Source organism: Mesorhizobium sp. M0618 (assembly GCF_040320765.1).
Classification (GTDB): domain Bacteria; phylum Pseudomonadota; class Alphaproteobacteria; order Rhizobiales; family Rhizobiaceae; genus Mesorhizobium.
On record NZ_JAMYQH010000030.1, the window covers coordinates 46,121 to 59,341 of the forward strand.

Consider the following 13,221-nt stretch of genomic DNA (forward strand, 5'->3'; position numbering starts at 1 on the left):
CTTACCCTTCCATCTCCTCGCGCAGCATCTCCAGTTCCAGCCACTCTTCCTCCAGCGCCGCCAGCGTAGCGCGCTCCTTGTCGAGGGCGGCGATGGTTTTCTGGAAGGAGGCCGGGTCGCGCTCGTAATAGGCCGGATCGGCGATGTTGTTCTCCAGCCTTGAAATCGAAGCCGTCACAGCCTCGATTTTCTTGGGCAGCGATTCCAGCGCGAATTTCTGTTTGAACGATAGTTTCTTCGCCGGCCCCTTTGGCGCGGCCGCTTCACTTCTGGTCGTCACTGGCGCTTCGCCGTTTTCGGCCTTCGCGCGCGCCTTGCGGTCGTCCAGCCTGGTGCCGCCGCGCTGCGCCAGCATGTCGGAGTAGCCGCCGGCATATTCGATCCAGCGGCCTTCACCATCCGGCGCGATCAGGCTGGTCACGGTGCGGTCGAGGAAATCGCGATCGTGGCTGACCAGGATGACGGTGCCGGCAAAGCCGGCGACCAGTTCCTGCAGCAGTTCCAGCGTCTCCATATCGAGATCGTTGGTCGGCTCGTCGAGCACCAGAAGGTTTGCCGGCCGCGCCAGCACCCGCGCCAGCAAGAGCCGTGCCCGTTCTCCGCCGGACAACTCGCGCACCGGCGTGCGTGCCTGCTCCGGCTTGAACAGGAAATCCTTCATGTAGGAGACGACGTGGCGCTGCTCGCCATTGATGACGAGGTTCTCGCCGCGCCCGTCGGTGAGATATTGCGCCAGCGTCTCCTGCGGGTCGACCGCCTCGCGCTTCTGGTCGAGCGTGGCGATCTCCAGATTGGTGCCGAGCCGCACCGAACCGGCGTCCGGCTTCATCTCGCCGGTTAGCATCTTCAAGAGCGTCGTCTTGCCGGCGCCGTTCGGCCCGACCAGGCCGACGCGATCGCCGCGCTGGATGCGGGTCGAAAACCCCTTGACCACGGTGAGATCGCCAAAGCTCTTCTCGATGTTCTTCGCCTCGATCACCAGCTTGCCGGACTCGGCGGCGTCGCTCGCCACCATGGTCGCCGACCCTTCGGCACCGCGATGGCCGCGAAAACGCTGGCGCATGGTCTGCAACTCGCCGAGCCGGCGCATGTTTCGCTTGCGCCGCGCCGTCACGCCGTAGCGCAGCCAATGCTCTTCGCGAACGATCTGGCGGCCGAGTTTATGCTGCTCGCGCTCTTCTTCCTCCAGGACCAGGTCGCGCCATTCCTCGAAATGGCCAAAGCCCTTGTCCAGCCTGCGGGTCTGGCCGCGATCGAGCCAGATGGTGGCGCGCGACACACGTTCGAGAAAGCGGCGGTCGTGCGAGATGACGATCAGTGCCGAGGAGGTGCGGATGAGTTCTTCTTCCAGCCATTCGATGACCGAGAGGTCGAGATGGTTGGTCGGCTCATCGAGCAGCAGGATGTCTGGCTCCGGCGCCATGACGCGGGCAAGGGCAGCACGCCTCGCCTCGCCGCCCGACAGATCGTTCGGACGTTCCTCACCCGACAGTCCGAGATGCTCCATCAGATAGCTGGCGCGGTAGGGATCGTCGGCAGGGCCAAGCCCGGCCTCGATATAGGCGCGGACAGTCGCAAAGCCCTCCATGTCGGGCATCTGCGGCAAATAGCGGATAGTTGCCGAAGGCTGGCGGAACACCTCGCCGTCCTGCGGCTCGATCAGGCCAGCGGCGATCTTCAGCAGGGTCGACTTGCCCGACCCGTTGCGGCCGACCAGTGCAATCTTGTCGCCGGCCGAAGCCGTCAAGGCGGCGCCGTCGAGCAGCGGCGTGCCGCCGAAGGTCAGTTTTATCCCGTCGAGGTTGAGAAGAGGCGGGGCCATGTCAGCTTTCAGGTAAGGGATAGGGATGAGCGAGCAGCATCGCGCGGCCATGGCCGAGCGCGATTTCGAGGCGGCCCCCGGTCTTGTCGGACTTGACCTCGTTGGAGATGGTCAGCGACGAACCGAACGCCACCTTGACGTGGTTCAGCGGCCATTTGGCGCCGGTGACGGTCAGGCCGGCGAGCTCGGAAAAGCCGAGCACCGAAAACAGCGTGCCATCGGCATAGTCGAAGCCGGCCGTTCCGCGCAGCAGGGGAATGCCCTCCTGGGCGCCGCTGGTCAGGAGCACATCAGTCCCGGCCTCGGCCAGCCGGAGGGCAAGCGCCAGATGCAGGAAAGCGTGGTCGGCGCGCTTGCCGCCGAAAGCACCGGCGAGCACCAGGCGGGTCGCGCCGCGCTCGAGTGCGGCGGCAATGGCCAGTTCGCCATCGGTCTGGTCCTTTTCCGCCGGGAAGGTCCGGCGCGGCACGGCAGCGAGATCGTCAGGCAGCTTGGCTGGCACGGAATCGAAATCGCCCACCCACAGTTCGGGCACGAGACCCAGCAGCCGCGCATGCCCGATGCCGGCGTCGGCGGCGATGACGCGGGAGCCTTCGGCCTGGCGGTCGAGCCGTGGCGTGCGGATGAGATCGCCGCCAAGCAGGATGGTGAATGTGCTCATATCGTGTGGCCCTTACCAGCCCGGCACGGGAAACGGAAGGCGGCAAACTCCCACTTGCATGGGGGATCGGCCCGGCCTATGTGTCGAAACGCTCTAACGGGGTGCCGGACGCGATCTTCGCGGACCGGCTGAGAGGCAGTCTCGCCAACCCGCTGAACCTGATCCGGTTTGTACCGGCGGAGGGATTAGACGTTTCGGACAGTCCGACGCCTCAATTCCTTTCAATTCGAACGAAGGAGGCGCCGATGCGCACGCATTTATACGCTCTAGTCTCAGCAATGGCCGTGGTCCTGTCCGGACCGGCCTTGGCCAAGGACAAACTCACCGTCTACACCTATGAGAGCTTTACCGCCGACTGGGGTCCGGGTCCCGTGGTGAAGAAGGAGTTCGAGGCCGAATGCGGCTGCGATGTCGAGTTCGTCTCCGTCGCCGACGGCGTCGCGCTGCTCAACCGCGTCAGATTGGAAGGCGCATCGACCAAGGCCGATATCGTGCTTGGCCTCGACACCAATCTCACCGCCGATGCCAAGGCGTCAGGCTTGTTCGCGCCGCATGGCGGCGTAACTGATGTCAACGTGCCGGGTGGCTGGAGCGACGATACTTTTGTCCCCTTTGACTACGGATATTTCGCCGTCGTCTACGACACCGAGAAGCTGAAGATCCCGCCGAAAAGCCTGAAAGAGCTGGTCGAGGGCAGTGCCGATGACAAGATCGTCATCCAGGATCCGCGCACCTCCACGCCGGGCCTCGGTCTGCTTCTGTGGGTCAAGTCAGTCTATGGCGACAAGGCGCCCGAGGCCTGGGCCAAGCTCAAGGCGAAAGTGCTGACCGTGACGCCGGGCTGGAGCGAGGCCTATGGGCTGTTCACCAAGGGCGAGGCGCCGATGGTGCTGTCCTACACGACGTCGCCGGCCTACCACATGGTCGCCGAGAAGACAGAGCGCTATCAGGCAGCGTCGTTCGAGGAGGGCGAGTATTTGCAGATAGAAGTAGCGGGTATCACCACGGCGGGGGCCAAGAACCCGCTGGCGGCCAAGTTCATCGCCTTCATGACCGGGCCGAAATTCCAGGATGCCATCCCCGAGACCAACTGGATGTTCCCGGCCGGCAAGACCGACAAGCCGCTCAATCCGGCCTTCGACAAACTGGTCAAGCCGACCAAGACCTTGCTGTTCAGCCCGCAAGAGGTCGCTGCCAACCGCAAGGCTTGGGTCGATGAATGGCTGGCGGTGATGAGCAAGTAGGCTTGCGAGTTCTTTTGATGTTCGCGCCACTCCACCCCCCTCTGGCCTGCCGGCAATCTCCCCCTCAAGGGGGGAGATTGGCAGCGTCGTTGCTGGTTATAGTCCGGCAACGTTGGAGACTAGCGGAAGCATGGGTGACGGCCGATCTCCTCCCTGGAGGGGGAGATGTCCGGCAGGACAGAGGGGGGCGCCAAGGAACGCAATCCTTTGTAATTGCCGCGATGGAAAGAATGGTGGTCCAGCGTGCAACGCGCGTCTGACCCCCGCATCACCGCTGGCACCCTCGCGCTCGCTGCAATCGCGCTGCTGATCGGCGGCGCGTTTGCTGGCCTGCTTTTCGAGGGCGCCCATGATTTCTCGGGCGCCTGGGCAACCTTCGATCCCTATCTGCTTCGCGTCATTCGCTTCACGCTCTGGCAAGCGGCGCTCTCGACGCTGCTTTCGGTCATCCCGGCGCTGTTCGTGGCGCGCGCTCTGTCGCGGCACCCACGTTTCTTCGCTCGCGCCTTCATCCTGCAGATCTTCGCCGTGCCGTTGGCGCTGCCGGCTATTGTCGCAGCACTCGGCATCCTGGCGCTTTATGGCCGTGCCGGCTATTTCGCCGGCGTGCTTGCCGTGATCGGCGGGGGAAGCTGGCCGGGCATCTATGGCCTGTCCGGCATCCTCGTCGCCCATGTCTTCTTCAACCTGCCGCTGGCGACGCGGCTGTTCCTCGAGGCGCTGCAGACCATACCGGCCGACCAATGGCGGTTGGCGAGCCAGCTCGGCATGGCGGCGCGGCCGGCGTTCCGGCTGATCGAATGGCCAACGCTGCGCGCCGCACTGCCCGGCGTCGCCGGGCTGGTGTTCATGCTCTGCATCACATCCTTCACCATCGTGCTGACGCTCGGCGGCGGGCCGGCCGCGACGACGCTTGAGGTCGGCATCTACCAGGCGCTGCGCTTCGATTTCGATCCCGCGCGGGCCGTTACACTGACGCTGTTGCAGATCGCCTTGACCTTTATCGTTGTGCTGGCCCTGACGCGCCTGGGCGCCAATGTGGTCGGCGACACCAATTTGCCGGTCGCGCAACGCCGCTATCTCTCGGTCAATCGGAGCGAGACCTGGTTGAACGCGCTAGTCATCATCCTGGCGCTGCTGTTCGTCGTTGGGCCGATGGCGGCAACCGTGGTGGCCGGGTTGGGTGCGGACCTCGGCCGTTTGGCCAGCGAGGCCACCGTCCGGCAGGCAACGCTGACCAGCGCGGCGCTCGCCTTCCTGTCGGCGCTGCTTTCGGTGATGCTGTCGCTGGCGCTGACCATGGCGCGGCGGGCACTGGCGCTGAACCGCCGTGCCGGCGCAAAGACACTGCTCGAACGCGCCACCGATACAGGCGCCGGTTTTGTCCTTGTCGTGCCGCCGATCGTCGTCGGCGCCGGCTGGTTCCTGTTGCTGCGCCATGCCGGCGATGTCTTTGCCATCGCCCCGGTCATGGTCGTCACCGTCAATGCGGTGATGGCGATGCCGTTCGCCCTGCGCGCCGTGCGTCCCGCCTATGATGCGGCCAGCGAGCGTCACGAACGGCTCTGCGCACAGCTCGGCATTGCGGGCTGGAACCGGCTGATGCTGGTCGACTGGCCGTCGCTGCGGCGACCGCTCGCCACGGCCTTCGCTTTCGCCATGGCGCTGTCGCTCGGCGATCTCGGTGTCATTGCCCTGTTCGGCAGTGATTCCGTGCAGACATTGCCCTACCTTCTTCTGGCACGGATGGGCAGCTACCGCACCGAGGATGCCGCCGGCCTGGCACTGCTGCTCGGCCTCGTCTGTCTCGCGTTGATCGTGGCGGCGCACTGGCTGGGAAGGGAGAAGGTCCGCGATGCGTGAGAGGGCGGCCAACAGGCTCGAAAAGGGCGCGCCGGTGCGGCTGGACAATGTGTCGTTCAGTTATGGCAGCTATGGCGATGCGCCACTTGTCTTCGACGTCGAGTTCGCCACGGCGAAGATCACCGCCATCATGGGTCCGAGCGGTTCGGGCAAGTCGACACTGCTCAATCTGGTCGCCGGCTTCGAGACCCCACAATCGGGCCGCGTGCTGATCGGCGGGGCCGATGTCAGCACCGAGCCGGCCTCGGCGCGGCCGGTGTCGATGGTGTTCCAGGAGAACAATCTCTTCGCGCATCTTTCCGTCGAGCAGAATGTCGGGCTCGGCCGCTCGCCCTCCCTGGGACTGACCGAGGCGGACCGCGCCGCGGTCGCCGAGGCGCTTGCGCGCACCGGTCTCGCGGGCAAGGAGAAACGCCTACCGCGCGAGCTCTCCGGGGGCGAACGCCAGCGCGTCGCACTGGCCCGCGTGCTGGTGCGCGACCGACCGGTGTTGCTGCTCGACGAGCCCTTTGCTTCGCTCGGACCCGCTTTGCGCGACGAGATGCTGGATCTGGTTGCTGCCGTTCATGCCGAACGCGCCATGACGGTGCTATTTGTCACCCACCAGCCCGAGGATGCACGCCGCATCGGCGAGCACATGGTGTTTGTCGACAATGGGTTGGTGGCCGCAACCGGCAAGGCTGATGATTTCTTTACCGGGGCTGGTCCGGAGGCGTTCCGGCGCTATATCGGCGCGGGTACTGGATATTCCACATCACGCGATGTTGCCCGGAAGCGGACATAATTTACGGTCAAACCGGCTCCAGGCGATGTGGCGTTTGCTTGCCATGACCGGGGGAGTGTGGCTAGGTCCGCCCTACCGGTCCGGCACAGGCCGTGATTTGCCTGCAGTATCCGCCGCCGCCCTAAGGGACGGGCACGGATGCTGCAGCAGTTTGAGATAGCGCATGACACGTTCCGAAGATCGCCCCCGATTTTCGTGGTCATGCGTCGGGACCCGAAAGGAAGCCGTTCTGGCGATCGGCGCTAACACATTGGGAATGAAACCGCTGGCGCGTTTTCTCGCGCTGGCCGGTTTTGCCGTGGCGTTGGCAAGCTGCCAGATGTTCACGCCGCCGGAAGTTCAGGAATCCGGCTTCCAGCCTTCCGACAAGCCTATCACGGTGGACAATGTCGGCGCCAACAACAAGCTCGCCGAATTGGCCAAGGCGCAGCACCCGCGCATCCTGGCGACTTATGGCGGTGAATATTCCGACCCCAAGCTCGAACGCATGGTCGCCAAGGTGGTCGGTAGTTTGACGGTGGTGTCCGCCAACCCGACACAGACCTATCGCATCACCATTTTAAATTCGCCCAACGTCAACGCCTTCGCGCTGCCGGGCGGCTATCTCTACATCACCCGCGGCCTCCTGGCGCTGGCCAATGATTCGGCCGAGCTTGCCGCCGTCATCGCGCATGAGATGGGCCACGTCACCGCCAATCACGGCCTGCAGCGCCAGCAACTGGAGGCCGAGGAAGGCCTGGCCACCAAGGTGGTTTCGGACGTGCTCGGCGACAGCCCAACCGCCAAGGCGGCGTTGATCCGCGGCAAGCTGAGGCTGGCGCAATTTTCGCGCAACCAGGAGCTGGAAGCCGACGCCATCGGCATCAAATCGATCGGCGAGGCCGGCTACGATCCTTTCGCCGCAGGCCGCTTCCTTCAATCGATGTCGGCCTATACCGATTTCCGCTCGATCAGCGGCGCCACCGATGCCAGCCTGGACTTCCTGGCCACGCACCCCAACACGCCGCAGCGCATCGATCTGGCGCAGCGCCATGCCCGCCAGTTCGGCGCGCCGGGCGTCGGCACGCGAGACCGCGATTCCTTCCTCGCCGGCATAGACGGCCTGCTCTATGGCGACACACCCGAGGAAGGCTATGTGCGCGGCGAAACCTTCCTGCACCCGGGCCTTGGCGTGTCGTTCACGGTGCCGGACGGCTTCATCATCGACAATTCGGCGGCAGCGGTGACGGCCACCGGCCCCGGCGACATAGCGATCCGTTTCGATGGCGTTTCCATCGACAAGAACCGGGCGCTGACGGACTATATCCGCAGCGGCTGGGTGGCTGGTCTCGTCGACAGCAGCGTCAAGCAGGAAACCATCAACGGCAATGAGGCGGCGACCGCGCATGCCGGCGCCGAAGGCTGGCAGTTCGACATTGCGGTGATCCGCGCCGGCGGCCAGGTCTACCGGCTGCTGACCGCGGCCCCTTCCGCCAGCACGTCGCTGGACACGATCGCCCGCTCGGTCAGCGGCTCGTTCCGGATTTTGAGCGCTGCCGAAAAGACGGCGCTGAAGCCGCTGCACATCCGCGTCGTCACCGTCCAGCCTGGGCAGACGATGGGTTCGCTTTCGGCGCAGATGGTCGGCGTCGACCGCAAGCTCGACCTGTTCCGCGTGCTCAATGCGCTGTCGCCCGGTGCCGCGGTTTCGGCCGGCGACAAGGTCAAGATCGTCACCGACAAGTAGGCGCCGCTGGACGCCTGCCGCCGTTCAGGCGGCAGTCGCCATGAACTCCGGATTCTGCTTCACCAATGCGACCTTGAGCTTTTCCATGGCGCGGGCCTCGATCTGGCGGACGCGTTCCTTGGAGATGCCGAGCGTTTCGCCGAGCGCTTCGAGTGTTGCGCCCTCGTCGTTCAGCCGCCGTTCCTCGATGATCCTCAGTTCCCGTGCGTTGAGCGCGCGAAGCGCCTCCCTCAGCCAGAGCGAGCGGCGCGCGACATCGATCTTGTCGCCGACGATCTCGTCGGGCAGCGGATCGTCCGAAATCAGGAAATCCATGCGCTCGGTCGAACCCGCATCGTCGGCAATAGGCATGTTGAGCGAGGAGTCGGGCGCCGAGAGCCGCGAATCCATCATCGCCACATCGGCTTCGGAGACGCCAAGCGCCTCCGACACCTCGCGATAGAGCGTGGCGTTGGAGAGCGGCTCCGTGCCATTCGCCAACCGCGCGCGCAGGCGTCGCAAATTGAAGAACAGCGCCTTCTGGGCCGAGCTGGTGCCACCACGCACGATAGACCAGTTGCGCAGGATATAGTCCTGCATCGAGGCGCGAATCCACCATGTCGCATAGGTCGAGAACCGCACCTCGCGCTCCGGCTCGAAGCGGGCGGCGGCCTCGAGCAGTCCGACATGACCCTCCTGAACCAGGTCGCCGAGCGGCAGGCCGTAATGGCGGAATTTGGAGGCCATGGAAATGACCAGCCGCATATGGGCGACGGTGATGCTGTGCAGCGCGTTCTGGTCGTTGTCCTCTTTCCAGAGCAATGCAAGCCGATGCTCTTCGTCACGCTCGAGGTAGGGAGCCTTCATTGCCGCGCGGACCATGATCCGTCCTGCCGTGTCTTCCATCATGAGGCGCTCCCTGGGTGGTGCGGATGACTTTGCAAACTTGGCTGGCGCCCGGGTTGAAATGGCGGCGTCGTGCCCTACAACAGCCAGAACTGCCATGCGCGGGAAAGGTTCCGCGGCGGTGGCGGCGGGATTGTGTTGCCTGAAGGATTCCCAGGACGGTTCGTGATGGCTGCGATGACGAGCAGAAAGTGCCATTTGGAGAATTAGGTTTCATAAACCGGTTATTTTTGAAATTCTGTTCCTTATTTTTTCGGCTTGCATCTGTCAGTTTCCAGCGCTCACAAATATGCCGGCCAGCCGGCCAAGGACGGGATCACAGAAAAATGAAATGGCTCAAGTCGCTCATCATCGCCGGAACGCTGCAGGCCCTGGCTGTCACTGCAGGCCATGCCGGCGCCAATCTCGACCAGATCAAGCACGCCGGTGTCATCAAGGTCGGCACGGAAGGCACCTATGCGCCGTTCACCTACCATGACACGTCCGGTGCACTGGTCGGCTTCGACGTCGAAATCGCCAAGGCGATCGCCGACAAGCTTGGCGTCAAGGCCGAGTTCCTCGAAGGCAAGTGGGATGGACTGATCGCCGGCCTCGACGCCAATCGCTACGATGCCGTTATCAATCAGGTCGGCATCACCGACGCCCGCAAGGCAAAGTACGACTTCTCCGATCCCTACATCGCCTCTAAGGCGGTGCTGATCGTGCGCGGCGACAACACCGACATCAAGAGCTTCGCCGATCTCAAGGGCAAGAAGTCGGCGCAGTCGCTGACCTCGAATTTCGGCAAGCTGGCCGAAACGAACGGCGCCGAACTGGTCGGCACCGATGGCTTCGACCAGTCGATCCAGCTGCTTCTGACCGGCCGCGCCGACGCCACGATCAATGACAGTCTGTCGTTCCTCGACTTCAAGAAGCACAAGCCCGACGCCAATGTAAGGATCGCCGCGCAAGAGGAAAACGCCGACTATTCCGGCGTCATCGTGCGCAAGGGCGACCCGGAGCTGGTCGCCGCTATCAACAAGGCGCTGGCCGATATCAAGGCCGACGGCACCTACAAGAAGATCTCCGACACCTATTTCGGCCAGGACGTTTCGAAGTAATCCGGGAGGCGGGCCGGTCCGCCGCCCATGAGACTATCGAGCGGCGAGCCGTCTTTGACGGCCCGCCGCTTTTGTCGTGATATGGCCGACGCATTCTTGCTTTGACCAAGCTGCTTCGACCAATCTGGAGGGTCTTACGTGCCGCACTGGCTGCAACTGATGCTGGAGTCGCTGCCTTCGCTCCTGTGGGCGGCGCTGATCTTCACCGTGCCGCTGACGCTATTGTCCTTTGCTCTCGGCTTGACGGTCGGCCTGGGTGCTGCACTCGCCCGGCTGTTCGGCCCCAAGCCGCTGGTCGCGCTGGTGCGCTTCTATGTCTGGATCTTCCGCGGTACGCCGCTCCTGGTGCAGCTGTTCCTCATCTTCTACGGCCTGCCGTCGGTCGGGATCCTGCTCGACGCCTTCACGGCGGCGCTGATCGGCTTTACCTTGAACATCGGCGCCTACACGTCGGAAATCATCCGCGCGGCCATAGGCTCGGTGCCGAAAGGCCAGTGGGAAGCCGCCTATTCGATCGGCATGACCTGGGGCCAGGCGATGCGGCGCACCATTCTGCCGCAAGCCGGCCGGGTCGCGGTGCCGCCGCTCTCCAACACCTTCATCTCGCTGGTCAAGGACACGTCGCTGGCCGCCGCCATCACCGTGCCGGAGATGTTCCAGGCGGCGCAGCGCATCGTCGCCACCACCTATGAGCCGCTGATCCTCTATGTCGAGGCGGCGATCCTTTATCTGGCGCTGAGTTCGGTGCTGTCGGCCTTGCAGACGCGGCTGGAGATCCGGCTCAACCGCTATGGCGGCTTCCTGGAGGCACGCTCATGATCGGCCTCAGCAACATCGAAAAGCGCTTCGGCGACAATCTCGTGTTGAAGGGCGTGACGGTCACCATTGCCGAAGGCAGCGTCACGGCGCTGGTCGGACCTTCGGGCGGGGGGAAGAGCACCCTGCTGCGCTGCATCAACCTCCTGGAAATCCCGACCTCGGGCACGGTGCGGATCGGCGACGAGACGCTCGAATTCCACCTCGGCGGCAGGGTTCCGGCCAGGGATATCCAGCGCCTGCGGCTGCAGACCGGCATGGTGTTTCAGAATTTTCAACTGTTTCCGCATCGCACCGCGATCGAGAATGTCATGGAAGGGCTGGTGACGGTGCTGAGATGGCCGCCTGAGAGGGCACGCGAGCGGGCGCTGGCTTTGCTGGAGAAGGTGGGGATGGCGCACAAGGCCGACGCTTGGCCAGCGACCTTGTCGGGCGGCCAGCAGCAGCGCGTGGCGATCGCCCGCGCGTTGGCGCCGTCACCGAAAGTGCTGCTCTGCGACGAGCCGACTTCGGCGCTCGACCCGGAGCTGGCGCAAGAGGTGGTCGACGTGCTCGGCAAGCTCGCCAGCGAAGGCACGACCATGGTGATGGCGACGCATGATCTGCGCCTCGCCTCCAAGATCGCCCAGGAAGTGGTGTTCCTCGATGCCGGTCTCGTCGTCGAGAAGGGACCGGCCGCGGTGCTGTTCAACAATCCGGAGCAGCAACGGACCAAGCGCTTCATTGCGACGCTGAAGCAGGAGGCTGAGAAGGAAGGCGGCGGCGCGTAAGCGCGCGGCCCAGAGTGTGTTGAATTCGGGTGATGGCCCCAGCCGCGGCTTTTCATTTGCAGGTTCAGATATGATGGCTGACGAGCGCCACGCCAAGTCCGATGAGGATCGAACCGCATGTCTTGGGGATCACCCATCCGGCGCCGCCGCCAGTGAACCGGCCAACGGCGAGCGAGGCGATGCCGACCGCCGCCAGGTCGGCCATCGAGAAGATGAGATTGACGACGATGCCGAGGATGAGGAATTGCAACCCTACGGCAATGGCGGCTGACGGGTCCACGAACTGCGGCAGGAAGGTCAGGAAGAACAGTGCCGTCTTGGGATTGAGGATCTCGACGACCATGCTGTCGCGAAATGTGTTCGGCGCCGGCCTGGCACCGTCCTCGCCCATCCGGTTCCAGCCCAGGAACATGGCAAGGCCCAACGAAATAAGATATATGGCGCCCGCCAATCGGATCATCGAGAAAGCGACCGGCGCGTGTTCCATCAGTGCGGCGAGCCCGACCGCCGCGGCCAGGATGTGCACGTAACAGCCGAGATGAACACCCAGTGCCGCCATCAATCCCGCCTGACGGCCATGGGCCAGCGTTTGCGCGGTCATGTAGAGAATCGCCGGCCCTGGCATGCAGGCGAAGGCGAGCGTTGCGAGGGCGAACGGAATCCAAAGATCCAGCGACGGCATGACGGCTCCTCCCATGTGATCAAGCCGTGGGAGGAGTAGGCTGGGGGTCAGGCCGAAAACATACGGCAGATGCCGTATTTGGATCGTGATCGGGCTTGGCTAATCTGCCGATGGTTAAGGGGACGTTGCGGGGTTGCCCATCGTCGCGGCTGCGATGTCAGCCGGCGGGCAATCCCAGACGAACCGCGTAGGCGGTCAGTTCGGCGGTGTTGTGGAGATTGAGCTTGCCCATCAGGTTTTCGCGATGCTTGCGAGCGGTCGGCAGGCTGATCCCCAACCGTTCGGCGATGTCGCGCGTGATCATGCCTTGCGCCACCAGTTGAAGGATCTGCCGTTCGCGCCGCGTCAGCGGCACCGGGGAGAGGATTTCCTGTGCGGCTATCGGCTCGCTGCCCCTGCCCATATCGCTGACGGCGAAGCGAACGGTTTTCGCCAGATATGTGCCTCCGTTCTTGACCGCTTCGATGGCGGCGCCAAGTTCCTCGGGATCGCCGTCCTTGGTCAGGTAGGCGTTGGCCCCGGCACTGAGCGCGGCGCGCACCGTCCTCGGCTCGATATTGGCCGTCAGCACCACGATCCGCAGGCGTGGCGCCAAGGTCCTGATGGTGGCGATGAACTGCATCCCGGCGACACCTGGCATGCCGAGGTCGAGGATCAAAAGGTCGGCGCGCGTGCTTCGCAGCTGGCCAAGCAGCGCCTCGCCATCCGCAGCCTCGGCGACGACCGAGACATTGTCCATTGCCGAGATGAGCAGCTTCAGCCCCTCGCGCACGATGGCATGGTCGTCGGCGAGTATGGCGGTGAGCGGGCGATTCATCAGGGCACCATCCAGGACTGCAGCGGCGTATATGGATCGATCGCCAATCTA

Annotated in this window: 12 protein-coding genes and 1 riboswitch; of the genes, 7 read left to right on the forward strand and 5 right to left on the reverse strand. The window is 64.2% G+C overall.

Annotated features, from left to right (window positions below; genetic code table 11):
* Window position 1: 1 nt before the first annotated feature.
* Window positions 2–1,822 (reverse strand): ABC-F family ATP-binding cassette domain-containing protein, encoded by a 1,821-nt coding sequence (locus tag NKJ04_RS26575; RefSeq protein ID WP_352678100.1) that lies wholly within the window; start codon window positions 1,820–1,822, stop codon window positions 2–4.
* A 1-nt stretch (window position 1,823) separates the two neighbouring features.
* Complete coding sequence (locus NKJ04_RS26580) at window positions 1,824–2,483, reverse strand: thiamine diphosphokinase (RefSeq protein WP_352678103.1); 660 nt, start codon at window positions 2,481–2,483, stop codon at window positions 1,824–1,826.
* An 87-nt stretch (window positions 2,484–2,570) separates the two neighbouring features.
* A riboswitch (TPP riboswitch) is annotated at window positions 2,571–2,685 on the forward strand.
* Window positions 2,686–2,728: 43 nt separating this feature from the next.
* Here NKJ04_RS26580 and thiB point away from each other — a divergent pair.
* The 4 genes from thiB (at window position 2,729) to NKJ04_RS26600 (ending at window position 8,100) form a co-directional block, all read left to right on the forward strand.
* Window positions 2,729–3,727 (forward strand): thiamine ABC transporter substrate binding subunit, encoded by a 999-nt coding sequence (thiB, locus tag NKJ04_RS26585; protein ID WP_352678106.1) that lies wholly within the window; start codon window positions 2,729–2,731, stop codon window positions 3,725–3,727.
* Window positions 3,728–3,970: 243 nt separating this feature from the next.
* The gene (thiP, locus tag NKJ04_RS26590; protein WP_352678109.1) at window positions 3,971–5,590 is read left to right on the forward strand and encodes a thiamine/thiamine pyrophosphate ABC transporter permease; all 1,620 of its coding nucleotides are present in this window, start codon (window positions 3,971–3,973) and stop codon (window positions 5,588–5,590) included.
* Window positions 5,583–6,374 carry a thiamine ABC transporter ATP-binding protein gene (thiQ, locus tag NKJ04_RS26595; protein ID WP_352440953.1) on the forward strand — a complete coding sequence of 264 codons (792 nt, stop codon included), beginning with the start codon at window positions 5,583–5,585 and terminating at the stop codon, window positions 6,372–6,374. Before thiP ends, thiQ begins: the two co-directional genes overlap by 8 nt.
* 256 nt (window positions 6,375–6,630) lie before the next feature.
* Window positions 6,631–8,100, forward strand: a complete 1,470-nt coding sequence (locus NKJ04_RS26600; protein ID WP_127297425.1) for a M48 family metalloprotease — start codon at window positions 6,631–6,633, stop codon at window positions 8,098–8,100.
* Window positions 8,101–8,124: 24 nt separating this feature from the next.
* On the opposite strand, the gene NKJ04_RS26605 is transcribed toward NKJ04_RS26600, so the two are convergent.
* A complete protein-coding gene (locus NKJ04_RS26605; RefSeq protein WP_023814301.1) occupies window positions 8,125–8,988 on the reverse strand; it encodes an RNA polymerase factor sigma-32 in 864 nt (287 codons plus the stop codon).
* 323 nt (window positions 8,989–9,311) lie between these two features.
* Between NKJ04_RS26605 and NKJ04_RS26610 the strand changes: the two genes are divergently transcribed.
* From NKJ04_RS26610 to NKJ04_RS26620, 3 genes are all read left to right on the forward strand, one after another.
* On the forward strand, window positions 9,312–10,085 hold the full coding sequence (locus NKJ04_RS26610; protein ID WP_128305517.1) for an amino acid ABC transporter substrate-binding protein: 774 nt from the start codon (window positions 9,312–9,314) through the stop codon (window positions 10,083–10,085).
* 138 nt (window positions 10,086–10,223) lie between these two features.
* Window positions 10,224–10,904 (forward strand): amino acid ABC transporter permease, encoded by a 681-nt coding sequence (locus NKJ04_RS26615; RefSeq protein ID WP_031213968.1) that lies wholly within the window; start codon window positions 10,224–10,226, stop codon window positions 10,902–10,904.
* On the forward strand, window positions 10,901–11,671 hold the full coding sequence (locus tag NKJ04_RS26620) for an amino acid ABC transporter ATP-binding protein (protein WP_352611410.1): 771 nt from the start codon (window positions 10,901–10,903) through the stop codon (window positions 11,669–11,671). The genes NKJ04_RS26615 and NKJ04_RS26620 overlap by 4 nt, the downstream gene beginning before the upstream one ends.
* Window positions 11,672–11,735: 64 nt before the next feature.
* On the opposite strand, the gene NKJ04_RS26625 is transcribed toward NKJ04_RS26620, so the two are convergent.
* Both NKJ04_RS26625 and NKJ04_RS26630 read right to left on the reverse strand, forming a co-directional pair.
* Complete coding sequence (locus NKJ04_RS26625) at window positions 11,736–12,353, reverse strand: LysE family translocator (RefSeq protein ID WP_352611411.1); 618 nt, start codon at window positions 12,351–12,353, stop codon at window positions 11,736–11,738.
* Window positions 12,354–12,510: 157 nt separating this feature from the next.
* Window positions 12,511–13,170 (reverse strand): response regulator, encoded by a 660-nt coding sequence (locus tag NKJ04_RS26630; RefSeq protein ID WP_128305518.1) that lies wholly within the window; start codon window positions 13,168–13,170, stop codon window positions 12,511–12,513.
* Between the last annotated feature and the right edge of the window lie 51 nt (window positions 13,171–13,221).

What these genes read in the sequence shown, in the direction of transcription:
- NKJ04_RS26575 (WP_352678100.1), bottom strand. Translation starts at nt 1,822, where the DNA reads ATGGCCCCGCCTCTTCTCAACCTCGACGGGATAAAACTGACCTTCGGC.
- NKJ04_RS26580 (WP_352678103.1), bottom strand. Translation starts at nt 2,483, where the DNA reads ATGAGCACATTCACCATCCTGCTTGGCGGCGATCTCATCCGCACGCCA.
- thiB (WP_352678106.1), top strand. Translation starts at nt 2,729, where the DNA reads ATGCGCACGCATTTATACGCTCTAGTCTCAGCAATGGCCGTGGTCCTG.
- thiQ (WP_352440953.1), top strand. Translation starts at nt 5,583, where the DNA reads ATGCGTGAGAGGGCGGCCAACAGGCTCGAAAAGGGCGCGCCGGTGCGG.
- NKJ04_RS26600 (WP_127297425.1), top strand. Translation starts at nt 6,631, where the DNA reads ATGAAACCGCTGGCGCGTTTTCTCGCGCTGGCCGGTTTTGCCGTGGCG.
- NKJ04_RS26605 (WP_023814301.1), bottom strand. Translation starts at nt 8,988, where the DNA reads ATGATGGAAGACACGGCAGGACGGATCATGGTCCGCGCGGCAATGAAG.
- NKJ04_RS26610 (WP_128305517.1), top strand. Translation starts at nt 9,312, where the DNA reads ATGAAATGGCTCAAGTCGCTCATCATCGCCGGAACGCTGCAGGCCCTG.
- NKJ04_RS26620 (WP_352611410.1), top strand. Translation starts at nt 10,901, where the DNA reads ATGATCGGCCTCAGCAACATCGAAAAGCGCTTCGGCGACAATCTCGTG.
- NKJ04_RS26625 (WP_352611411.1), bottom strand. Translation starts at nt 12,353, where the DNA reads ATGCCGTCGCTGGATCTTTGGATTCCGTTCGCCCTCGCAACGCTCGCC.
- NKJ04_RS26630 (WP_128305518.1), bottom strand. Translation starts at nt 13,170, where the DNA reads ATGAATCGCCCGCTCACCGCCATACTCGCCGACGACCATGCCATCGTG.